Consider the following 21,900-nt stretch of genomic DNA (forward strand, 5'->3'; position numbering starts at 1 on the left):
CATGTACGTTGCGGTAAAGGGTGGCGAAGCGGCCATTCGCAATGCTCACAAACTGCTCGCCGACCGCCGGCGCGGCGACCGTTCGGTGCCCGCACTTCGCCTCGACCAGATCGTCGAGCAGCTGGCGCTCGGCGTCGACCGGGTGATGAGCGAAGGTTCGCTCTACGACAGGGAATTGGCGGCACTCGCCATCGTCCAGGCGCGCGGCGACATGATCGAGGCGATCTTCCTGGTTCGCGCCTATCGCACCACGCTGCCGCGCTTCGGCTACACCGGGGCGATCGACACCGGCACGATGCTGGTCGAGCGACGGGTGTCGGCGACCTACAAGGACCTGCCCGGCGGCCAGTTGCTCGGCCCGACCTTCGACTACACCCACCGGCTGCTCGATCCCGAGCTTGCCGCCGGCGGCGATGTCGCCGAACCGGAACAGCGTGCAAGCGACGCGGAGGCGATGCCGCGCGTCTCGGCCATCCTCGCCCGCGAAGACCTGATCGAGCCCGACGGCGACATGCCTGGGGATCATGTTCCCGGCGACATCACCCGTGAGCCGCTCGAATTCCCGATGGCGCGTGACATCCGCCTGCAGGCGCTGTCACGCGGCGACGAGGGGTTTCTGCTGGCGCTCGGCTATTCCACCCAGCGCGGCTATGCGCGCAACCATCCCTTCGTCGGCGAGGTTCGCATCGGCGAGGTCGAACTGGAACTGGACGTGCCGGAACTGCCCTTTGCCGTGCCGCTCGGCAGCATCCGCGTCACCGAATGCCAGATGGTCAACCAGTTCAAGGGCTCGGCCAAGGCGCCGCCGCAATTCACCCGCGGCTACGGCCTTGTCTTCGGCCAGAGCGAGCGCAAGGCAATGGCCATGGCGCTATGCGACCGCGCGCTGCGCGCCTCGGAACTCGGCGAAGACGTCGTCGCCGCCGCGCAGGACGAGGAATTCGTTATCTCGCATTCCGACAATGTCCAGGCGACCGGTTTCGTCGAGCATCTGAAGCTGCCGCATTATGTCGACTTCCAGGCCGAACTCGACCTCGTGCGCCGCATGCGCGCCGAGCATGATGCCCGCGAAAATGCCGGCAAGGCCGAAGAAAAGAGGGAGGCAGCGGAATGAGTGCACAACCAGCGGACATCGCCACCTACAACTTCGCCTATCTCGACGAGCAGACCAAGCGGATGATCCGCCGCGCCATCCTCAAGGGCATTGCCATCCCCGGCTACCAGGTGCCGTTTGCCTCGCGCGAAATGCCGATGCCCTATGGCTGGGGCACCGGCGGCGTGCAGGTCACCGCTTCGATCATCGGCCCGGACGATGTGCTCAAGGTCATTGACCAGGGCGCCGACGACACCACCAATGCGGTTTCGATCCGCGCCTTCTTCAAGAAGGTCGCCAATGTCGCCGTCACCACCGAGACGGCCAAGGCGACCATCATCCAGACGCGTCACCGCATCCCCGAGTATCCGCTGAGTGCCGGCCAGGTGCTGGTCTACCAGGTGCCGATCCCCGAGCCGCTGCGCTTCCTCGAGCCGCGCGAAACGGAGACGCGCAAAATGCATGCGCTGGAGGAATATGGCCTCATGCATGTGAAGCTCTACGAGGACATCGCCAGGCACGGCCGCATCGCCACCACCTATGCCTATCCGGTCAAGGTGGAGGGCCGCTATGTGATGGACCCGTCGCCGACACCGAAGTTCGACAATCCGAAGATGCACCGTTCGCCGGCTTTGCAATTGTTCGGCGCCGGCCGCGAAAAGCGCATCTATGCACTGCCGCCCTTCACCGATGTCGTCAGCCTCGACTTCGAGGACCATCCGTTCGAGGTGCAGACCTTCGACCAGCCATGCGCGCTGTGCGCGGCCGAGAACGTCTATCTCGACGAAGTTATCCTCGACGACCATGGCGGCCACATGTTCGTCTGCTCCGACACCGATCATTGCGAGAAGCGGCGCGCGGAAGGCCACCGCGGCCATCTTGCGCCCGAAACCCATCTTGCCCCAGAAAAAACGGAGCCGGCGCAATGACCGACGAACCGCTGCTGCGCGTTTCGGCGCTGTCCAAATTCTATGGCTCGCGCGTCGGCTGCGAGAACGTCACCTTTGACCTCTGGCCGGGCGAGGTGTTGGCGGTGGTCGGCGAATCCGGTTCCGGCAAGACGACTTTGCTCAACTGCCTGTCGACAAGGCTGTTGCCCAGCTCCGGCACCGCCAGCTACCGCATGCGCGACGGCCAGTTCCGCGAGCTTTACCGCATGAGCGAGGCCGAGCGCCGCTTTCTGATGCGCACCGATTGGGGCTTTGTCCATCAGAACCCCGCCGACGGGCTGCGCATGACGGTATCGGCCGGCGCCAATGTCGGCGAACGGCTGATGGCGGTCGGCGACCGTCACTATGGAAAAATCCGCGCCACGGCGGTCGACTGGCTGTCGCGTGTCGAGATTGATGAGGACCGCATCGACGACGAGCCGCGCGCCTTTTCCGGCGGCATGCGCCAGCGCCTGCAGATCGCCCGCAACCTCGTTACCGGGCCGCGGCTGGTGTTCATGGACGAGCCGACCGGTGGCCTCGACGTCTCGGTGCAGGCGCGCCTGCTCGACCTGTTGCGCGGCCTCGTCACCGACCTTGGCCTGGCGGCCATCGTCGTCACCCACGATCTCGCCGTGGCGCGGCTGTTGTCGCAGCGCATGATGGTGATGAAGGACGGCCGCGTCGTCGAAAGCGGCCTCACCGACCGCGTCCTCGACGATCCGCGCGCGCCCTACACCCAGCTCCTTGTTTCTTCGATATTGCAGGTGTGACCGTGGCAACCCCGCTCGTTGTCTCCGATGTCGCCAAGAGCTTCACCATGCATCTGCGCGACGGTATCAAACTGCCGGTCGTCGCCGGTGTCTCGTTCGCGATCAGGGCCGGCGAATGCGCCGTGCTCGGCGGCCCGTCCGGCGCCGGCAAGAGTTCGATCCTGAAAATGCTCTACGGCAATTATGCCGCCGACGCAGGCCAGATCATCGTCCAGCACGAGGGCGGGCTGATCGATCTCGCAACGGCCAGCCCGCGGACGGTGCTTGCGGTGCGCCGGCTTACTATCGGCTATGTCAGCCAGTTCCTGCGCACCGTGCCGCGTGTCTCGGCGCTCGATGTCGTCGCCGAACCGCTGGTCGAGCGCGGCGAGGAGCGCGAGGTCGCGCGCGACAAGGCGCGCGCCTTGCTGGCGCAGTTGAACCTGCCGGAGAAGCTTTGGGCGCTGCCCCCGGCGACGTTTTCCGGCGGCGAACAGCAGCGCGTCAACATCGCGCGCGGCTTCATCACCGAGCACCCGATCCTGCTGCTCGACGAGCCGACCGCTTCGCTCGACGCCAGGAACCGCGACGTGGTGATAACGCTGATCGCCGCCAAGAAGACAGCGGGCGTCGCTTTGCTCGGCATCTTCCACGATCACGACGTGCGCGAGACGGTGGCCGACCGCGTCATCGACGTGACCGCCTTCGCCGCCGGGAAAATCGCCGCATGACGAGGAAACTGTCGGAGGCGCCGCTGATCCACGAGACGGCGGAAGTCGAGAACTCGACGCTTGGCCGCTGGACCGAGATCGCCGAGCGCTGCCGGGTTTCCGAAAGCACGCTCGGCGACTATTCCTACATGATGCAGGACTGCGGCGTCTGGTGCGCGACGATCGGCAAATTCGCCAACATCGCCGCAAGCGTCCGCATCAACGCTACCAACCATCCAACCTGGCGGCCGACGCTGCACCATTTCACCTATCGCGCTTCGGACTATTGGGACGACGCCGAACACGAGAGCGAGTTTTTCGCCCAGCGCCGCGCCAAACGCGTCACCATCGGTCATGACACCTGGCTCGGCCATGGCTCGACCATCCTGCCCGGTGTTACCGTCGGCGATGGCGCGGCGGTCGGTGCCGGGGCGGTCGTCTCGAAGGACGTCGCGCCCTACACCATCGTCGGCGGCGTGCCGGCCAGGCCGATCCGCGAACGCTTCGACCGCCGCACCGCGGAGCGCTACCAGGCGCTCGCCTGGTGGGACTGGGACCATGCAAGGCTGCGCGCCGCCCTCGACGATTTTCGGGAGCTGCCGGCGGAGGCTTTCCTGGAGAAGTATGGCGGCTGAGGGTCGTGAAATGGTGAATAGTGAATGGGGGCAGCGGATAGGTTTCGAGGCTCAGGAAAGCCTTTCTTATCACCATTCACCATTCACCATTCACCATTCACCATTCACCATTCACCATTCACCATTCGAGCTTCTCGCTCCGAGTTGATTTCCGCCCCGCGCCAGCCTGTGGGCGGTAACAAAACTGACATCATTCCGACACCGCAGGTTCACGTGGCTGCGCTAGCGAGGGTTAACAGACCTTCACTTGCGACTGGACTGGAGCCTGCACCATGTCAGCTACGCTCGAAATCCGCGGCGTCACCCGCCGGTTCGGCAAGAACACTGCCGTCAGCAATGTTCATATCTCGATTCCGCAAGGCCAGATGGTCGGCATCATCGGCCGCTCCGGCGCCGGCAAATCGACGCTTCTGCGCATGATCAACCGCCTCATCGACCCCAGCCAGGGATCCATCCTGTTCGACGGCGTCGAGGTCTCCGCGTTGCGCGGCTCGCCACTCCGGCGCTGGCAGCGCGACTGCGCCATGATCTTCCAGCAGTTCAATCTGGTACCGCGCCTCGACGTGCTAACCAATGTGCTGCTCGGCCGGCTCAACCACCGCTCGACCCTGTCCAACCTGTTCGGCATGTTCTCCCGCAACGAATGCGCCGAGGCGGTTGCGGCACTCGAGCGCCTCGACATCGCCCGCACCGCGCTGCAGCCTGCCGGCACGCTTTCCGGCGGCCAGCAGCAGCGCGTCGCGATTGCCCGTGCCATGATGCAGCAGCCGAAGGTGCTGCTGGCCGACGAGCCGATTGCCTCGCTCGACCCGCTCAACGCCAAGGTGGTGATGGATTCGCTGCAGGACATCAATTTGCGGGAAGGCATAACCGTCATCACCAATCTGCACACGCTCGACACGGCGCGCAACTACTGCAACCGCATCATCGGCATGGCCGCCGGCAAGGTGGTCTTCGACGGCCCGCCCGAAGCCCTCAACCGCGAGGCGGTGCGCATGGTCTACGGCGCCGACAGCAATGGCGACGAAATCTCCGAGGCCATCACCTCGACCAGTGTCGCCATCAAACAGAAAATCGCAGCATCCGCCGGACCGCTCGAGCCCGCGTTTCCTGGTTACTGAGAACGGCCTGATCGCTCGCCCGCGTCAAAGGCACTCGTCAAAAATTCGAACGCTACCGGCGCGAGGCCGGGACCAACAGGAGAGAGATAATGTTCAGGAAGATGGTTTTCGGCGCGGTTTCATTGCTCGCCATCGCGGCAAGTACTGCTCACGCCCAGAATATCAAGGAATTCCGCGTCGGCATCCTCGGCGGTGAAAACGAAGCGGACCGGCTGCGCAACTTTCAGTGCCTCGCCGATCATCTGAAGACCGAATTCGGTTTCGAAAAGGTCTCGCTGTTCCCGGCTGCCGACTACGACGGCGTCATCCAGGGCCTGCTCGGCGGCACGCTCGATTTCGCAGAGCTTGGCGCGTCAGGCTATGCCGGCGTCTACCTCAAGGATCCGAACGCCGTGACCCCGATCCTCACCACCCAGCAGACCGACGGCGCGACCGGCTATTATTCGATCGGCCTGGCGCTGAAGTCGTCCGGCATCACCGACATCAAGTCGGCGAAGGGCAAGAAGCTCGGCTATGCCGACCCGGATTCGACCTCCGGCTATCTGATCCCGCTGACCCAGATCCCGAAGGACACCGGCGCTTCGAACGAAACCTTCTTCGCCTCGACGCAGTTCAATGGCGGCCACGAGAACAACCTCCTCGCCGTCCGCGACGGCAAGGTCGACGTGGCGGTTGACGACTCCTCGGGCATCGGCGACTTCAAGAACGGCTACACCTCCGGCACCTTCCACAAAGAAGTCGCCAAGGGCGCCGTCGACCCCAACGACTTCGTCGAAGTCTGGCGCTCCGGCTTGATCCCGAACGGCCCGCTGGTCGTGCGCACCGCGCTCGGCGGCGATATGACCGCCAAGCTCGCCAACTTCTTCACCAGCCTTCCGGCCAAGGACAAGCCTTGCTTCGAGGCCATCGAAGGCGGCGATTTCACCGGCTACGTTCCGGTGAAGCCGGACTTCTACAGCGTCATCGTCGAAGCCCGCAAAGCCGCGATCGGCGGCTGACGACAATTGCGGAAAGGGCGGCGTCCTGCAGCGCCGCCCTTTTTGCGTGTCCGCTCGTGACCCCGTATGACCTTCGCCGCTACAATTCGTTCAGACGCGGTCCGGCAGGCAGCAGACGCCTGGCGACGCCAGACGTCCTTGCGCCGGTTCTACACGGCGCTCGGCATCGGCCTGCTGCTTATTGCCATGTGCACAGCCATGTGGTTCGCCGACGAGGCCAATGCCGGACATTTCTTCGATCGGCTGCCCCACATACTGGATTTTCTTAGCTGGCTTGTTCCCAAGGACTGGAACGACGTCTGGCGGGCGCTGTTCGACATCGCATCGCCGCACGACAAGGGCAGCCAGGAGTTCAACTTCCCGCTTGGCCGCGTCTATCTCTGGGGCGGCTTTTATCTACCCGAATATTTCGAGCTGATGCTCACCACGCTTAACGTGGCGCTGGTTTCCACTTTCATCGGCTTTGTCTTTGCGGTGCCCTTTTCCTTCATCGCCGCGCGCAATTTGACGCCCAGTCCGGCGCTCAGGCTCGTCGTCAAGCGCTTCATGGAACTGCTTCGCGCCTTCCCCGAGATCGTCATTGCCGGCCTGTTCGCAGCCATCCTCTCGACCGGCCCGGTCGCAGCCATCATCGCCATCGGCCTGCATTCGATCGGCGCGCTCGGCAAGCTCTTCTACGAGATCAACGAAAACATCGACATGCGCGCCGAAGAAGGCCTGCGCGCCGTCGGCGCGAACTGGTTCGAGCGCGTGCGCTTCGCCGGCCTGCCGCAGGTGCTGCCCAATTTCATGTCCTACACGCTGCTCAGGATCGAGATCAATGTGCGTATCTCGACCATTATCGGCGCGGTCGGCGGTGGCGGCATCGGCGAGGAACTGAAGCTCTCCATCTCGCGCGGCTTCGGCGCCAAGACGCTGGCATTGGTGCTGCTGCTGTTCACGACGATCTTCCTCGTCGACCAGTTCTCCGCCTGGCTTCGCCGCAAGCTCGTCGGCGAGCAGGCATTCATGATGGGTGCCTGACCATGATCCCAAAAAGCATGCCCTCGGGCCTGACCCGAGGGTGGATTCCGGTTTTTGGAAAAGATCATGGCAAATCGACAAGAAGACTGCCCATGGCCGCGTTGACGACGGATGAGATGCAGGCGATCGAGGAGCGCTTTCCCCAAGTGTTCCGGCGGCCCCTGTACAAACGCTTCGGCCCTCTGGTCCTGTTCGCCGGCATCCTGCTCTACCTCGTCTACGCCTTGTGGTTCTTCAGCCTGCCGCAAGTGCTGAGGGAATCGCACTGGGAGCGGCTGCCGCTCTTCCTGACGCAATGGATCAGCTACGACCTGCAGCCGGAATTCCGGCTCGACCAGCCTCAGATCACACCCAAATACCCGCGTTTTTCGGCGCTCGGCGAAGATCCGCATCCCGATTGGGTCATCACCAATGCCAACGGCTCCTACACCATCCTGATCGACGGCCGGGCCAAATCCGTCACCTTCGACAAGGCCGAGGCGACCCTTGTTGCCAATGGCCAGACGGTGCCGGTGTCGTTGGCCAGCGGCAAGCCGGTGATATCCGGCCCGGTGCCGGACTGGATCACCGCGCATGACGACGAAATCGTCGCCAGGATGGGTTTTGCCGGCGAAGTGCGCATCACCGTCGATCGCGTCAAGGTCCGCAAGCGCTTTCTCGGCTGGGCGAATTTCGTCTTCGACACACGCTCGCCCTTCTTCGGCAAATCGCCCGGCGAGGTGGTCTCGTTGCTGGTGTCCGGGCCCCAGCTCAAGCCGGGCACATCGAACATTGCGCTGGCCGCCGACAATATCTGGAACAACGCCCAATGGCAGCATGGCGATGTCTGGACGAAGCTGTTCCAGACCATCGTCATGGCATTTCTCGGCACCTTGCTCGGCGGCATGGCCGCCTTCCCGCTCGCCTTCTTCGCCGCCCGCAACATCACCCCGAGCGGCCTGCTCAGCCAGGTGCTAAAGCGGTTCTTCGATTTCATGCGTTCGGTCGACATGCTGATCTGGGCGCTGTTCTTCACCCGTGCCTTCGGCCCAGGCCCGCTTGCCGGCAGCGCCGCGATTTTCTTCACCGAGATCGGCACGCTCGGCAAAGTCTATTCGGAAGGCCTCGAGAACATCGACGACAAGCCACGCGAGGGCATCCAGTCGACCGGCGCCAACGGCTTGCTGGTGCAGCGCTATGGCGTGCTGCCGGAAGTGATCCCAGTCTTCATCAGCCAGACACTCTATCAGTGGGAATCCAACACCAGGGGCGCGACGATCATCGGCGCCGTCGGTGCCGGTGGCATCGGCCTTAAGCTCTGGGAGGCGATGCGCACCAATTCCAACTGGGCCAATGTCTTCTATATGGTGCTCTTGGTCCTGCTCGTCGTTTTCATCTTCGACAACATTTCCAATTTCCTGCGCCGCCGCTTGAGCAGGACGATCCACGACTATAACAGGATCCAGGCCGAGCAGGGGTGATCCCCTCGCCAGAAGCCGGCGGGACAGCGCCCCCTCTGTCCTGCCGGACATCTCCCCCACGAGGGGGGAGATTGGCAGCTTGGTCCTCGGCACCCTCTTTTGCGCCGTTCGAGATTGGCGAAAGAGGAGATGACGACCAATCTCCCCCCTCGTGGGGGAGATGTCCGGCAGGACAAAGGGCGGGCGAAGGATCGCCGACGCTCGTCGGCCGAAAGGCGCCTACCGCGGCCTAGGTGGCCGCCCTCTTCCAGCCGTCCTTGATATGCTTGTATCCCTCCCGATAAACCGCTTCCGGGCCTTCGGAAAAGTCGCGCCACACCTTGGTGGCCGCGGCCAGCTCCTTCAGCGAGCGGCCGAACGCCTCGATCGTCAGCCAATCGTCATAGCCGCTCTTGCGGATGGCGGAGAATGTCTCCTTCCAGGGGACGTGGCCGCGGCCCGGCACGCCGCGGTCGTTCTCCGAAATATGGATATGGACGATGTTCTTGCGGTTGCGCGTATAGGCGCCGATCGGGTCGGCCTCTTCGATGTTGGCGTGGAAGGTGTCGTACATCGCCTTGATGTGCGGCCGGTCGATCGCGTCGATATGCTCCGACAAATCGTCCATCGTGTTGAGCAGATAGCATTCGAAGCGGTTGAGCGCCTCGAGCCCGATGGTGACATTCTTGCTGCCGGCATGATCGCCGATGGCGCGTTGCGAGGCTACCGAGCGCTTCTTCTCGGCCGCCGTCGGCCCGCTGCCGGAAAAGGCGCCAAGTGTCGAATGCAGCGGGCCGCTCAACGTGTTCGCGCCAAGCGCCTGAGCGCAGTCGATCGCCGATTTCATGTAGTCGATACCGGCCTTGCGCGTCGAGGCGTCGGCCGAGATCAAATTCATCGCCGGATCGCCCATGGCAGAAACGGCGGTGCGTTGCAGCCCGATATGGTCGAGCAGCTCGCCGAGTTTCCTGTAGTCGTCCGGCGTGCCGGAGAAGACCGGTATTTCGACGCCGTCGAAGCCGGTCGCCTTGATGTCCCTCAACAACGGCTCGTGCTTTTTCGAGACACTGGTCGTCCACAACAGCATGCACATGCCGATTTTCATCGACGCCCCTCCGCATGAATTCGCCTGCAGGCTTGTTTAGAGGCTTGTCCACGCCCCGTTCTTCTTCGAAGACTTCACGCAGGCCTCGATGAAGGCCATGCCCTCGACGCCGTCCTGAACGGTCGGGAAGACGACATCCTTAGCCGGCTTGCCGCCCTTCCGGCGCGCCGCACGAATAGCCCGCGCGGCTTCCTGGTAGATGTTGGCGAAACCTTCGAGATAGCCTTCCGGATGCCCTGGCGGAACGCGGCTGACGCGACCGGCGACGGGAAGTGCGCCGGCGCCGTTTCGGGTAATCAACTGCTTCGGCTGGCCGAACGGCGTGTACCAGAGATAGTTCGGATCGGCCTGCACCCATTCGAGCCCGCCCTTCGAGCCGTAGATGCGCAATTTCAGCCCGTTCTCGTGGCCGGGCGCCACCTGGCTTGCCCAGATCATGCCCTTGGCCGGGTGCGACCCGCCGATCGGCTTGAAGCGCAGCAGCACATTGATGTTGTCGTCGAGCAGCCTCCCCGGCACGAAGGCATCAAGATCGGCCGACAGCGAATCGAGCTCCAGCCCGGAGACGAAACGGGCAAGGTTGTAGGCATGCGTGCCGATGTCGCCCAGCGCACCGCCGGCACCGGCCTGCTTGGGGTCTGAGCGCCACGCAGCCTGCTTCTGGCCGGTGGCGGCCAGATCTTCGGTCAGCCAGTCCTGCGGATATTCCGACTGCACGATGCGGATGTCGCCGAGCTGCCCCTTGGCCACCATCTCGCGTGCCTGCCGCACCATCGGATAGGCGGTGTAGTTATGCGTCAGCACGAACACCTTGCCGGTCTTGTCGACCAGCGCCGCCAGCTTCCTTGCCTCGGCCAGCGTCGTCGCCAGCGGCTTGTCGCAGATGACGTGGATGCCTGCCTCGAGAAAAGCCTTGGCGGCCGGCACGTGCACATTGTTCGGCGTGACGATGGCCACCACCTCGATGCCGTCCGGCCGCTTGGCCTCCGCCTTGGCCATCTCGGCATAGGAGCCGTAGCTGCGTGCCGGATCGAGCCCAAGCTCGGCCGCCGAGGCCTTGGCGCGCTCCGGATTCGACGACAAGGCGCCGGCAACCAGCACGAACTCGTTATCCATGCGCGCCGCGATGCGGTGCACCGCGCCGATAAAGGCGCCTTGTCCGCCGCCAACCATGCCGTAGCGGATCGGACCGCCTCCCGTTTCCGTCTTCGATGCGCCAACCATGATTTTCTCCCTCGTTATCTGAGATACCCCTCCCCTCGAGGGGAGGGTCGACGCGTAGCGTCGGGGTGGGGTTGGCGGCCATGAAGCTCGGCATGGACCGACCCCACCCGGCCCTCCGGGCCACCCTCCCCTCGAGGGGGAGGGATATCTGTGCTAGATCCCCATCATGCCGCGCAGCACCTTTTTATCGGTCGTGCCGCCGGCGAAATCGTCGAACGCTTTTTCCGTCACCCTGATGATGTGGTGCTGGATGAAGGGAGCGCCTTCGGCCGCACCATCCTCCGGGTGCTTGAGGCAGCATTCCCATTCCAGCACCGCCCATGAGTCGTAATTGTATTGGGTGAGCTTGGAGAAAATGCCGCCGAAATCCACCTGCCCGTCGCCAAGCGAGCGGAAACGCCCGGCGCGGTTGGTCCAGCTCTGGTAGCCGGAATAGACGCCTTGCCGCCCGGTCGGATTGAACTCGGCGTCCTTGACGTGGAACGCCTTGATCCGCTCGTGGTAGATGTCGATGAATTCGAGATAATCGAGCTGCTGCAGCAGGAAATGCGACGGGTCGTAGTTGATGTTGCAGCGCTTGTGGCCGCCGACCGCCTCGAGGAACATCTCGAACGTCGCGCCGTCGAACACGTCCTCGCCCGGATGGATTTCGTAGCCGACATCGACGCCGTTCTCGTCATAGACGTCGAGGATCGGCTTCCAGCGCTTGCCGAGTTCGGCAAATGCTTCCTCGATCAATCCCGCCGGCCGCTGCGGCCAGGGGTAGAGGTATGGGAAGGCCAGGGCGCCGCAAAACGACACCGACGCCTTGAGCCCGAGATTCTTCGACGCCTTGGCGGCGAACTTCATCTGTTCGACCGCCCATTGTTGCCTGGCTTTTGGATTGTTGTGCACCGCAGCCGGCGCAAAGCCGTCGAACTGCGCGTCATAGGCGGGATGCACCGCCACCAGTTGCCCCTGCAGATGCGTCGACAGTTCGGTGATCTCGACGCCGGCATCGGCGCAGATGCCCTTCACCTCGTCGCAATAGGCCTTGGAGGAGGCTGCCTTCTCGAGATCGAACAGTCGAGCGTCCCATGTCGGGATCTGCACGCCCTTGTAGCCCAGACCGGCCGCCCATTTGGTGATCGAGCCCAGCGAATTGAACGGAGCGGCGTCGCCCGCAAACTGCGCCAGAAACAGACCAGGCCCCTTCATCGTCGTCGGCATCGGCATCTCCCTATGTTTCACGACCAAGCATAGCGCCGATTGAAAACAGGGCCAGCCGCTTTGGTCTCTTTGCACAGCGCGCTTGGCGCCGCTATTCTGGTATTACCAAATGCCGAAATCTGGTCAAGCCATTTGACGCGCTGCCGCAGTCCTGCAACCATACCGAGTTAGGCCACATGTTTAAGCAGAATCAATGAACTAGCCAGGAACAAACGCTTGATTTCAGCAGTTCTTGCCGTCCAGATGAAATTACTGTAGACCTCCCATCAGGCCCAATTGGTCGAACCAGTTTGACAAAAATGCTGGGACGCCTTGGGGAGGAATCATGCGGCACGCTTCGGCAGAGTGCGCCGCAGGCGAACTGGTACAGGCGATTCTGGGAAGGATAGACCATGCATCTTTCGACGCACAATTGGATGCGGGCGGAGCCGCTGGAAACGACGCTCAAGCGCATCAAGAAATTCGGCTACGAGTCGATCGAGATCTCCGGCGAACCCGAACAGTACAAGCCCAAGGAGACGCGCGCGCTGTTGAACGAGTACGGCATTCGCTGCTGGGGAGCGGTGACGCTGATGCTGGGCGAGCGCAATCTCGCCGCCAAGGATCAGGGCCAGCGCGAGCGCTCGGTGCAATATGTCAAGGACGTGCTGACCATGGTCAGCGAGCTCGACGGCGAGATCATCACGCTGGTTCCGGCCACCGTCGGCAAGGTGGTGCCGGACGGCACCGAGGAAGAGGAATGGAAATGGGTGGTCGACGCCACCCGGGAATGCTTCACCCACGCCAAGAAGGTCGGCGTCAAGATCGCGGTCGAGCCGCTCAACCGCTTCGAGACCTATCTGTTCAACCGCGGCGCCCAGGCACTGGCGCTGGCCGATGCGGTCAGCCCCGAATGCGGCGTCTGCCTCGACGCCTACCACATCCACATGGAAGAATTTAACGTCTACGATGCCATCCGGCAGGTCGGCAAGCGCCTGTACGACTTCCATGTCGCCGACAACAACCGCTTCGCCGCCGGCCTCGGGCAGATCGACTGGCCGAAGATCGTCGGCACGCTGAAGGAGATCGGCTATGACGGCGCGCTGACCAATGAATTCGTCGCCCCCGTCGACCGCACGCCGGCTGCCCCCTATCCCGACATGGTCGAACGCAACCCCGTCGACATCTCGCCGGAGCAGCTGAAATTCATTCAGGACCACGGCTCCAGCGTGCTCACGGAGAAATTCTACACCGACCAGATGCGCATCAACGCGGAAACGCTGCTGCCGCTGATCAAGTAGCCGAGCCGTTTGGAAAAGCCCTTCCGCCTCACCGCGGCCGGGCCGAGGATGAACATGCGCATCAAGACGGTCCAAGCCTGGTGGGTCCGCATACCGATCGAAGCCGCGAAGCAGCACCGCAGCGACTTCGGTCAGGTGGCGACGTTCGACGCCGCCATCCTGCGCATTGAAACCGACGACGGTCTGGTCGGCTGGGGCGAAGGCAAGAATGCTGCCGGCAGCGCCGGCAGCTACGGCGCTCTCGTTCATTTGCTGAACTACGAGGTCGGCCCGCAGCTGGTCGGCCGCGACCCGGCCGACATCGCCGTCATATGGGAGATGCTCTATAATGGTACGCGCCACGACAGCGCCGCTCGCGCCGGCCATGCCATGCCGCAATTGGCACGACGGGGCATGAGCATCGCCGCCATCAGCGCCGTCGACATCGCATTGTGGGACATTCTCGGCAAATCGCTCGGCGTTCCGGTCTGGCGGCTGCTCGGCGGCCGCAAGCTCGACCGCATGCCGGCCTATGCTTCCGGCGGCTGGGCCACTGCGGAAGCCATCGGCGACCAGCTGCGGTCCTACATCGCCAAGGGCGGCTTCAAGGCGCTGAAGATGCGCGTCGGTGCGATGGACGGCGCCCCACATCTCTCGGCCGCTCGCGTCCGCGCCGCAAGACAGGCGCTCGGTCCCGATATCGACCTGATGGTTGACGCGCACGGCACGTACACGGTGGCCGAAGCCAAGCGCTTCATCCATCTCGCCGGCGACCTCGATCTCGCCTGGTTCGAGGAGCCGGTGATCGCCGACGACAAGCCCGGCATGGCCGAGGTGCGTGCCTGCGGCTCGATACCGATCGCTACCGGCGAAAGCGAGGCGACGCGCTATGCCTTCCGCGACCTCGCCGTACTCAAATCCGCCGATATCTTCCAGCCGGATCCGGCCTTTTGCGGTGGCATCAGCGAGGCGATGAAGATCGGCACCATCGCCAGCGCCTTCAATCTGCGCTTTGCGCCGCATCTTTGGGCCGGCGCGCCCTGCTTCTTTGCCGGGCTGCATGTCTGCGCTGCTTCGCCGGCGAGCTTCACCGTCGAATATTCGCTCGGCGCCAACCCGATGATCCACGATCTGATCGAAGAGACTGTCGAAGCAAAGGACGGTATGGTAGCGATCCCTGATAGACCCGGGCTGGGATTCACCATTTCGGAGCGGTTCCTGGAGGCGCACGCGCAACACGGCTGACATGAAAGAAAAGAACCTTCTCGCGGAACTCGCCGCCTATCTGTTCTCCCATTCGGACAAGGAGACGGGCCGCACGCCGTCGGAGCGCGAACTGGCAGAGCATTTCAGCGTCAGCCGTGGCCAGATCCGCGAGGCGCTGGCCATTCTCGAGGCCATGCGCATCGTCGAGCGACGGGCGAAATCCGGCATCTACATCGATACGAAGCAGGCGAGCGTCGAGGCGATGGCGCTGTTCGCCCGCGCCGGCCTGCCGCTCGATCCCGTCCAGATCTACGAGACGGTCGAGTTGCGCAAGATCCACGAGATCAAGGCCGCCGAACTTGCCTGTTCACGCGCCACCGAGGAGAATTTCGAGCGGCTGCGCGAGATCCTGAAGGTCTCCGAGGATCGCATCGCTGCCGGTGAAGGCCTTGCCAGGGAAGACCGCGAGTTCCACCTCGAGATCGTGCGGGCGACCAAGAACAGCGTCTTCCACAATATCTGCAGCGTCTACTACATGATGGGTGAGCTGCGCCTGCCGATCTATTTCAACGATCCCGAACGCAGCGTGCGCTCCCATGCCGAGCATATCCAAATCTACGAGGCGCTGCTGCGCCGCGATGGCAATCTCGCCCAGGCGCTGATGAGCGCCCACCTGCAAGGCGCGGAAAGCTACTGGAAGGGGCTGATCGAGGGGCGTGGGGCGGAACCGGAAAGCCCAGCGCTCGAAAAGGCCTGAAATGCCCAAGATCCTATCAACACACAGACTGCACCCTCGTGCCGCTTCCATGCTGACGGGGGCCGGCGAACTCGTCGTTGCTTCCGCCCTCGATGCGGCCACGCTTGCCGCCGAGGCAAGGGACGCCGATGTCATCATCGTTCGCGCTCCCTTGCCTGCGGCGCTTTTCGAAGGCGCGAAGAAGCTCAGGTCCGCGATCCGCCACGGCGCCGGGCTGGATATGGTACCGATGGAAGCGGCCAATGCGGCCGGCGTGCTGGTGGCGAACGTGCCGGGGGTGAACGCGCGATCCGTCGCCGAATATGTGATGTTCGCGGCGCTGGCGCTGCTTAGGCACTTTCGTGTGTTGGACCGCGACTTGCGTGCGAAGGGCTGGCTGGCGGGCCGCGAACACACGGTGGTGGCCAGCGAGCTAGCGGGCAAGACGATCGGCATCGTCGGCCTCGGCGCGATCGGCCAGGCGGTTGGCCATATCGCGGCACATGGGTTCGATCTGAATGTGGTGGCGACGACCCGCAGCATGCGGCCGGCGCCGGACAGGGTCGGCTTCCTGTCGATCGATGCACTCATCGAGCAGAGCGACATCATCGTTCTGTGCTGCCCGCTGACGCCGGAAACACGGGGGCTGATCAGCCGGGAGCGCATTGACCGGATGAAGCCGGATGCGCTGCTGATCAATGTCTCGCGCGGGCCGGTGATCGATGACGACGCGCTGATCGAGGCCTTGCAGAAGGGCCGCATCGGCGGCGCCGCGCTCGATGTCTTTGCCACACAACCGCTGCCGCCCAACCATCCTTATTTCGGCTTCGACAACGTCATCGTCACCCCGCACATGGCCGGGATCACCGAGCAGTCGATGATGCGCATGGGCGTCGGCGCGGCTGGCGAAGCCTTGCTGGTGCTGGCCAACAGATTACCGGTCAATCTACGCAACCCCGAAGTGGTCGAGCACTACCGGCGGCGGTTCCCTGTCGATCTCTGAGAGTGCCTCAATTTTCCCGAACTCGCCGGCGATGATGCCGGCATGGTAAACGTCACAAAATTCCTGCTGACGGCCGGCTTCTGCGTGGCGACGGCGCAAGCCTTCGCCAACGGACAGGGCAGCTACGTGTTCTGCGACAACGGCTTGCGCTGCGTGGCGGCACCCTGTCCATCGAACAGCGCACTCGACCTCGCTACTGGTAAGCTCATCAAAGGCGTTTCAATCGACATCGATCGCCTGCCGCAGCAAGACAAGGCCCTCGATCTTTCGGACAAGCTCTATGCCGGCAAGGTCGTTGTTGTCGGATCGATCGAGAACCGCACCCGGACCTTCAACGGCAAGCGGTACACCCTGCCTTGGCTGGTTGCCACCAGCATCGAACGCGCCGCCAAGGACAGCGAACGCGGCCACTGCTCGTCGCGCTGACACGCGCTATCGGATCAATTTGCAAGCAGCGCCTCCACGCCGGCTGCGATGCGCAGCAGGTGGTGGTCACGGCCATTGCGCGCCACCAGCATCAGCCCGGCCGGGCGCGTCATTCCCGGCATCGGCAGCGAGATGGCTGATAGATCGAACTGGTTGGCGACCTGCGTGTTGCGCAGCAGAAGGCCTTCCGTCCTGTTGCACAGAGCCTCGTCGTCGGTCATCGAGACGATCGTCGGCGCCGTCACCGGCGTGGTCGGCAGGGCCAGCACGTCGACCGCTGCCAGTCGCTCATCCATTGCGGCGGCCAGCGCCATGCGGCGGCGCATTGCCCTGATATAGACCGTGGCCGGAATGGTGGCGGCGCGCGACAATGGCCCGCTTACCCGCGGGTCGACCGGCGTCGCCGCTCCCGTCGCCAGCCAGTCGGCATGGATTTCCGCCCCTTCCATTGCCGCGATCGACGCGCGTTGGGTTGCCGCGCGCAGATCGGCAAGCAGGTCGTCGATCGACAACTCGACAAGCCGCGCGCCGCTAAACTCCATCTTGCGCAGACACCGGTCGAACGCCGTCGCGACCTCTTCCTGCGTATCATCGAACAGCACGCCGCGCGCAATACCGATGCGCAGGCCGTCCAGCGGCAGCGGCAACAGTGCCGCGAGGTTTTCGCCCGACATCACTGCATCGGCCGCCGCACATTCGGCGACGGTGCGGGCCAGCGGACCGATCGAGTCCAGCGTGGCCGACAGCGGAAACGCACCCGCGAGCGGCACGCGCCGCGCGGTCGGCTTGAAACCGACGACGCCATTCAGCGATGCCGGAATGCGCACCGAACCACCCGTATCGGAACCGATAGAGATTTGGCTGGTGCCTTCGCCGACCGAAACGGCGGCGCCTGAGGACGAGCCGCCTGGAATACGGCTGGCATCGCTTGCATTGCCGGGCGTGCCGTAATGTGGATTGACGCCGATCGCGGTAAAGGCGAACTCGGTCATGTTGGTCTTGCCGAGGATGACTGCACCGGCTTGGCGCAGCCGGCGCACGACAATGGCATCCCGCAGCGCCAGCGCTGCGGTGGCGAGCAGCAGAGAGCCCGCCGTGGTCGGCTCGCCCGCGACATCGAACAGATCCTTGATCGAGACGATCGCCCCATCGAGCGGTCCGAGCGAGACGCCGGCTTTTCGCCGCGCATCGGCGGCGTCGGCCGCCGCCCGTGCGGCTTCCGGGTAGAGCTTTACGAAAACGCTTTCATCGTCGACGCGAGCGGCAAGACGCGAAAGAATTGCTTCGAGGCGATCACGGGCTGATTGCATTTTTCGGTGTCGGACTCCGCACGCTTGCAACGTCTTAAGGTAGCAGCCTGAAACTGGCCGCAGGAGACATAGCCCGGCACGGTCGGATTTGCACCTGTCGAACCGAAGGAGGAAGGCCCGATGCTCTACCAAGGCAGCTGCCACTGCGGCAAGGTCGCGTTCGAGGTCGAAGGCGAGTTGACCGGAGCCGTGCGGTGCAATTGCTCGATCTGCTCGCGCAAGGGTGCACTGCTATGGGCAGTGCCGCATGAGAGCATGCGGGTGCTTGGCTGGGGCGATGATCTCGGCCGCTACAGCTTCGGCAACCATGTCATCGCCCACCGCTTCTGCCGCAGCTGCGGCATTCACCCCTTCGCCGAGGATGTCGGCGAAGGGAGCGGGCGAAGTGCTTATATCAATATTCATTGCATCGAGGCGTTGGACGTCGCCGCTGTGCCGATCTTCGACTTTGACGGCCGTTCCGTTTAATTTAGGCCTTGGGATCGTCGACCGGCTTCGGGCCAAGGAAGAACGCCGCCAGTGCCGCAAGCAATGTCGCCGCCGCGCAATAGGCGAAGGCGCTGGCAACGCCGGTGTTGTCGACCAGCAGGCCGCCGAAGACGGCGCCCAACGCGATGGCGACCTGGAATGTCATAACCATCAGCCCGCCGGCGCTTTCCGCCTGATCGGGGGCGGCCCGCACCAGCCAGGTCTGCAGCCCGACTGGGACGGCGCCGAAGGCAAAGCCCCAGCTGGCCACTGCTATTGCAGCAACCACGGGTGAGCCTCCGACGACCAGCAGCAAGAGCGCCGAAAACGCGATCAGCAGAGGCGCCAGGCTGACGGCTGCCTTGAGGCTGCGTTCGGCAACGAAGCCGCCGGCGAAATTGCCGAAAAAGCCACCAATGCCGTAGGCGAGCAGCACAAGCGAGATTGTCTCGATGTCCAGCGCGGGCACCTTCTCGAGAAACGGGCGGACATAGGTGAAGCCGGCAAAGTGTCCCGAGGCGACCAGCAGCACCACCAGCAGCGCCACCCTGATCATCGGCCGCTTCATCACCTCCAGCAGCGTGCGAAAACCTGCCGTACCTGCCGGCGGCAGCTTCGGAATGGTAGCCACCTGCACCAGCAGGGCCAGCGCGCCGACCACGGCGGCGATCATGAACGCCGTCCGCCATCCCCAGATGTCGCCGACATAGGCGCCGACTGGAGCCGCACAGACCGTCGCCACCGAAACGCCGGTGAGGATGATCGACATGGCGCGCGGCATCAGCCGCATCGGAACGAGCCGCATCGCCATGGCAGCCGACATCGACCAGAAGCCGCCGAGACTGATCCCGAGCATGATGCGGGCGATCAGAAGAACGGGAAGCGACGATGCAAACGCGGCCACCAGGTTTGACAGCACAAGCAGCACCGTCAGCGCCCACATGACCAGCCTGCGGTCCAGCCGCTTGGTGACAATGGCCATGGTCGGCGCCGCAATCGCGCCAATGACGGCGGTGGCCGTTACCGCCTGCCCGGCGGCGCCTTCGGTGATGCCGAGATCCTGCGCAAGCGGCGTCAGCAGGCTGGCCGGCAGGAATTCCGCGGTCACCAGCCCGAAGACTCCGAGCGCCAGGGAGACCACCGCCCCCCATGCGGGCTCGGATCGTTCGCCGGTTTCCGATGGATCGAGAACGGCGTCCATGACGCCTGTCGCGGGTTCGGTCATGAGAGAATCTCCGGTCTGTTGCAGCGCAGCATTTGGCTGCAATGCAACATAGAGAGTGACTGGCTGGAGTTTCCATGCTAGAAACACCATTATGTTTGACCGTTCGTCCAAAATTCCAATCACAGGCGATCCGCTGACAGACATATTGCGCGGATTGCGTCTCGAAGGCGTCGATTACGGCCGTTGCGAGATGAAGGAACCCTGGGGCATCCATTTTCCGGCTCAGGCGGCGGCACGGTTTCATTTCATCGGCCGCAAAGGCTGCTGGTTGCTGCAGCCGTCCGGCGAATGGGTGGAACTCAAGGCGGGCGACGCTGTGTTGTTGCCGCGCGGTTCGGCTCACACGCTGGCGAGTGAGCCGGGTATCGAGGCGGCGCCGATCCACGGCTACGAGGTCGAGGAAATCTGCAAGGGTGTCTATTGCATGTCGAATGACGGCGTGCCCGGCTGCCGTCCGGGGACCTTGCTGTTTTTCGGCAGCATGTATTTCAATCTCGATGGCTTGCACCCCTTGCTCGGCATGATGCCGGACGTGATGCGCGCGCATGAGCTCGAAGCCTATGAGCCAGGTATCCCGCATTTGCTGGAAGCGATGGCCCGCGAGGTGACGATGGAGCGGGTCGGCTCCGGCGGCATTCTGGCGCGGCTGGCCGATGTGCTCGCCGCGACCGTCATCCGCTCATGGGTCGAGCGCGGCTGCGGCGATGCTTCCGGATGGATTGCGGCGGTCAGGGACCGCGAGATCGGCCGGGTACTGGCCGCGATCCATCTGGAACCGAATCGCGACTGGACGGTGGAGGCTCTGGCGAAGATGATGGGTGCCTCGCGATCAGGTTTCGCCGAGCGCTTCGCAACCATTGTCGGCGAAACACCGGCAAAGTACGTCACGCAGGTGCGGATGCACCAGGCGAGGCAATGGCTGGTCCGCGACCGGCTCAAGATTTCCGTCGTCGCGGCTCGCCTCGGCTACGAATCCGACGCCTCCTTCAGCCGCGCCTTCAAACGGGTCATCGGATCGCCACCCAGCCATTTCCGGGCCGAGGAACAGGCGGAGATCCGCTAACCTAATTAGGCCGGCTAAATGTTGGCCGGCTTATTGCTCGGTGATGCAGGCCGAGCCGGCGCTGCTCTTGCAATATTTACCGGAGGCCCCGCACCTGCCATCCGAGACTTCGACGACGGTGCCGCTCAACAACAGCTTGCAGTCGCTGGTGGACAGATTGACCGCGCCGTTGAGGTCCTTGATCTTCTTGGCGTCGACCTGCGCGCCGGCGACAACTTTCTTGGCTGCCTGCGCCTCGCCCAGATGCGCCGCCGACAATCCCATACCGGCGACAAGCAGGATCGTCGCAAAACTGCGTAACAGATTTCCCATAGCCAACCCTCCATTTTGGGCCTCCAAATTGGGGCCTGCAAAGCCCGTTTGGGACCAAAGGATCAGCCTATTCTACAAATCGAAGCATCCGCATCCCCCGTACGGGGGATGACGGGAAGACTCGAGCATGTCGCAGCCAAGTGGAATTACGTGGCGTCGCACAAATGCGGCTAAAACACATGGATAGAGCGGGATTGCACGGTTCACTTTGAACGCATCCCGCTCTAGCGCAGTAAAGAGGCTTATACTTAGCCGGCGTGACGCAGGCTTATTCCGCTGCCCTTGTCGAACAGCACCACCTTGTCCGGGTTCCAGGCAAAGCGCACCGGCTGCTCTATCTGGACGTCGGTCCTGGCCGGTACGGTGGCGCGCAGCATGGCGTCGCCGACCCGCAGCGTCAGGATCTTCTCGACGCCATGGTTCTCGACGTCATGGACCCGCGCCTCGACCGGCGCGCCGGTCTCGAGATAGACGTCCTCGGGACGAATACCGAAGACGAGCGGGCGACCGTCGGTCGCCGCGCCCGTCTTGGGGGGGGGCGGGGGGGGGGGGGGGGGGGGGGGGGGGGGGGGGGGGTGGGGGGGGGGGGGGCGGGGGGGGGGGGGGGGGGGGGGGGGGGGGGGGGGGGGGGGGGGGGGGGGGGGGGGGGGGGGG

Annotated in this window: 23 protein-coding genes; 16 read left to right on the forward strand and 7 right to left on the reverse strand. The window is 63.8% G+C overall.

Annotated features, from left to right (window positions below):
* Position 1 precedes the first annotated feature (1 nt).
* The 9 genes from AC0L2X_RS27000 to phnE (AC0L2X_RS27040) all read left to right on the forward strand — a co-directional run bounded on the left by AC0L2X_RS27000 (position 2) and on the right by phnE (AC0L2X_RS27040) (position 8,721).
* Positions 2-1,114, forward strand: coding sequence for a carbon-phosphorus lyase complex subunit (locus tag AC0L2X_RS27000; RefSeq protein ID WP_352491766.1), 1,113 nt, complete (start codon positions 2-4; stop codon positions 1,112-1,114).
* Positions 1,111-2,022 (forward strand): alpha-D-ribose 1-methylphosphonate 5-phosphate C-P-lyase PhnJ, encoded by a 912-nt coding sequence (locus tag AC0L2X_RS27005; protein WP_352469194.1) that lies wholly within the window; start codon positions 1,111-1,113, stop codon positions 2,020-2,022. The genes AC0L2X_RS27000 and AC0L2X_RS27005 overlap by 4 nt, the downstream gene beginning before the upstream one ends.
* Complete coding sequence (gene phnK / locus AC0L2X_RS27010) at positions 2,019-2,795, forward strand: phosphonate C-P lyase system protein PhnK (protein WP_065009749.1); 777 nt, start codon at positions 2,019-2,021, stop codon at positions 2,793-2,795. Before AC0L2X_RS27005 ends, phnK begins: the two co-directional genes overlap by 4 nt.
* A gap of 2 nt (positions 2,796-2,797) precedes the next feature.
* The gene (gene phnL, locus AC0L2X_RS27015; protein ID WP_473600665.1) at positions 2,798-3,505 is read left to right on the forward strand and encodes a phosphonate C-P lyase system protein PhnL; all 708 of its coding nucleotides are present in this window, start codon (positions 2,798-2,800) and stop codon (positions 3,503-3,505) included.
* Positions 3,502-4,119, forward strand: a complete 618-nt coding sequence (locus AC0L2X_RS27020; RefSeq protein ID WP_473600666.1) for a DapH/DapD/GlmU-related protein — start codon at positions 3,502-3,504, stop codon at positions 4,117-4,119. The genes phnL and AC0L2X_RS27020 overlap by 4 nt, the downstream gene beginning before the upstream one ends.
* Positions 4,120-4,391: 272 nt before the next feature.
* Positions 4,392-5,240, forward strand: coding sequence for a phosphonate ABC transporter ATP-binding protein (gene phnC, locus AC0L2X_RS27025; RefSeq protein WP_473600667.1), 849 nt, complete (start codon positions 4,392-4,394; stop codon positions 5,238-5,240).
* An 89-nt stretch (positions 5,241-5,329) separates the two neighbouring features.
* Positions 5,330-6,238, forward strand: coding sequence for a phosphonate ABC transporter substrate-binding protein (gene phnD, locus AC0L2X_RS27030; protein ID WP_473600668.1), 909 nt, complete (start codon positions 5,330-5,332; stop codon positions 6,236-6,238).
* A gap of 66 nt (positions 6,239-6,304) precedes the next feature.
* Positions 6,305-7,261, forward strand: coding sequence for a phosphonate ABC transporter, permease protein PhnE (gene phnE / locus AC0L2X_RS27035; RefSeq protein WP_473600669.1), 957 nt, complete (start codon positions 6,305-6,307; stop codon positions 7,259-7,261).
* 92 nt (positions 7,262-7,353) lie between these two features.
* Complete coding sequence (gene phnE, locus AC0L2X_RS27040; protein ID WP_473600670.1) at positions 7,354-8,721, forward strand: phosphonate ABC transporter, permease protein PhnE; 1,368 nt, start codon at positions 7,354-7,356, stop codon at positions 8,719-8,721.
* A gap of 229 nt (positions 8,722-8,950) precedes the next feature.
* Here phnE (AC0L2X_RS27040) and AC0L2X_RS27045 read toward each other — a convergent pair whose 3' ends face one another.
* From AC0L2X_RS27045 to AC0L2X_RS27055, 3 genes are all read right to left on the reverse strand, one after another.
* On the reverse strand, positions 8,951-9,805 hold the full coding sequence (locus AC0L2X_RS27045) for a sugar phosphate isomerase/epimerase family protein (RefSeq protein WP_352491774.1): 855 nt from the start codon (positions 9,803-9,805) through the stop codon (positions 8,951-8,953).
* A 36-nt stretch (positions 9,806-9,841) separates the two neighbouring features.
* Entirely contained in the window at positions 9,842-11,029 is a 1,188-nt protein-coding gene (locus AC0L2X_RS27050; RefSeq protein ID WP_352491775.1) for a Gfo/Idh/MocA family protein, read from the reverse strand.
* Between the two features lie 153 nt (positions 11,030-11,182).
* The gene (locus AC0L2X_RS27055; protein WP_352491776.1) at positions 11,183-12,238 is read right to left on the reverse strand and encodes a sugar phosphate isomerase/epimerase family protein; all 1,056 of its coding nucleotides are present in this window, start codon (positions 12,236-12,238) and stop codon (positions 11,183-11,185) included.
* 392 nt (positions 12,239-12,630) lie between these two features.
* Between AC0L2X_RS27055 and AC0L2X_RS27060 the strand changes: the two genes are divergently transcribed.
* Genes AC0L2X_RS27060 through AC0L2X_RS27080 form a run of 5 tightly spaced genes read left to right on the forward strand, consistent with a single transcriptional unit; the run spans position 12,631 to position 16,868 of the window.
* A complete protein-coding gene (locus AC0L2X_RS27060; RefSeq protein ID WP_023675190.1) occupies positions 12,631-13,518 on the forward strand; it encodes a sugar phosphate isomerase/epimerase family protein in 888 nt (295 codons plus the stop codon).
* A 54-nt stretch (positions 13,519-13,572) separates the two neighbouring features.
* Positions 13,573-14,742 (forward strand): mandelate racemase/muconate lactonizing enzyme family protein, encoded by a 1,170-nt coding sequence (locus AC0L2X_RS27065; protein WP_473600671.1) that lies wholly within the window; start codon positions 13,573-13,575, stop codon positions 14,740-14,742.
* A gap of 1 nt (position 14,743) precedes the next feature.
* Positions 14,744-15,460 carry a FadR/GntR family transcriptional regulator gene (locus AC0L2X_RS27070; RefSeq protein WP_473600672.1) on the forward strand — a complete coding sequence of 239 codons (717 nt, stop codon included), beginning with the start codon at positions 14,744-14,746 and terminating at the stop codon, positions 15,458-15,460.
* A gap of 1 nt (position 15,461) precedes the next feature.
* Positions 15,462-16,442 (forward strand): hydroxyacid dehydrogenase, encoded by a 981-nt coding sequence (locus tag AC0L2X_RS27075; protein WP_473600673.1) that lies wholly within the window; start codon positions 15,462-15,464, stop codon positions 16,440-16,442.
* Between the two features lie 42 nt (positions 16,443-16,484).
* Positions 16,485-16,868 carry a hypothetical protein gene (locus AC0L2X_RS27080; RefSeq protein ID WP_352491779.1) on the forward strand — a complete coding sequence of 128 codons (384 nt, stop codon included), beginning with the start codon at positions 16,485-16,487 and terminating at the stop codon, positions 16,866-16,868.
* Between the two features lie 14 nt (positions 16,869-16,882).
* On the opposite strand, the gene AC0L2X_RS27085 is transcribed toward AC0L2X_RS27080, so the two are convergent.
* Positions 16,883-18,178, reverse strand: coding sequence for an amidase (locus AC0L2X_RS27085; RefSeq protein ID WP_473600674.1), 1,296 nt, complete (start codon positions 18,176-18,178; stop codon positions 16,883-16,885).
* A 120-nt stretch (positions 18,179-18,298) separates the two neighbouring features.
* Here AC0L2X_RS27085 and AC0L2X_RS27090 point away from each other — a divergent pair, with 120 nt between their 5' ends.
* Positions 18,299-18,646: a GFA family protein gene (locus AC0L2X_RS27090; RefSeq protein WP_473600675.1), complete on the forward strand. Its 348-nt coding sequence runs from the start codon at positions 18,299-18,301 to the stop codon at positions 18,644-18,646.
* Between the two features lies 1 nt (position 18,647).
* On the opposite strand, the gene AC0L2X_RS27095 is transcribed toward AC0L2X_RS27090, so the two are convergent.
* Positions 18,648-19,871 carry an MFS transporter gene (locus AC0L2X_RS27095; RefSeq protein WP_473600676.1) on the reverse strand — a complete coding sequence of 408 codons (1,224 nt, stop codon included), beginning with the start codon at positions 19,869-19,871 and terminating at the stop codon, positions 18,648-18,650.
* Between the two features lie 91 nt (positions 19,872-19,962).
* On the opposite strand from AC0L2X_RS27095, the gene AC0L2X_RS27100 reads away from it, so the two are divergent.
* On the forward strand, positions 19,963-20,934 hold the full coding sequence (locus AC0L2X_RS27100) for an AraC family transcriptional regulator (protein ID WP_473600677.1): 972 nt from the start codon (positions 19,963-19,965) through the stop codon (positions 20,932-20,934).
* Between the two features lie 30 nt (positions 20,935-20,964).
* On the opposite strand, the gene AC0L2X_RS27105 is transcribed toward AC0L2X_RS27100, so the two are convergent.
* Together AC0L2X_RS27105 and AC0L2X_RS27110 are read right to left on the reverse strand one after the other, a co-directional pair.
* Positions 20,965-21,246 (reverse strand): hypothetical protein, encoded by a 282-nt coding sequence (locus AC0L2X_RS27105; RefSeq protein ID WP_292661206.1) that lies wholly within the window; start codon positions 21,244-21,246, stop codon positions 20,965-20,967.
* 248 nt (positions 21,247-21,494) lie between these two features.
* The coding region (locus AC0L2X_RS27110) for a TOBE domain-containing protein (RefSeq protein WP_473600678.1) at positions 21,495-21,900 on the reverse strand (406 nt) is incomplete at its 5' end.

It is taken from the genome of Mesorhizobium sp. WSM4828, from assembly GCF_055811175.1.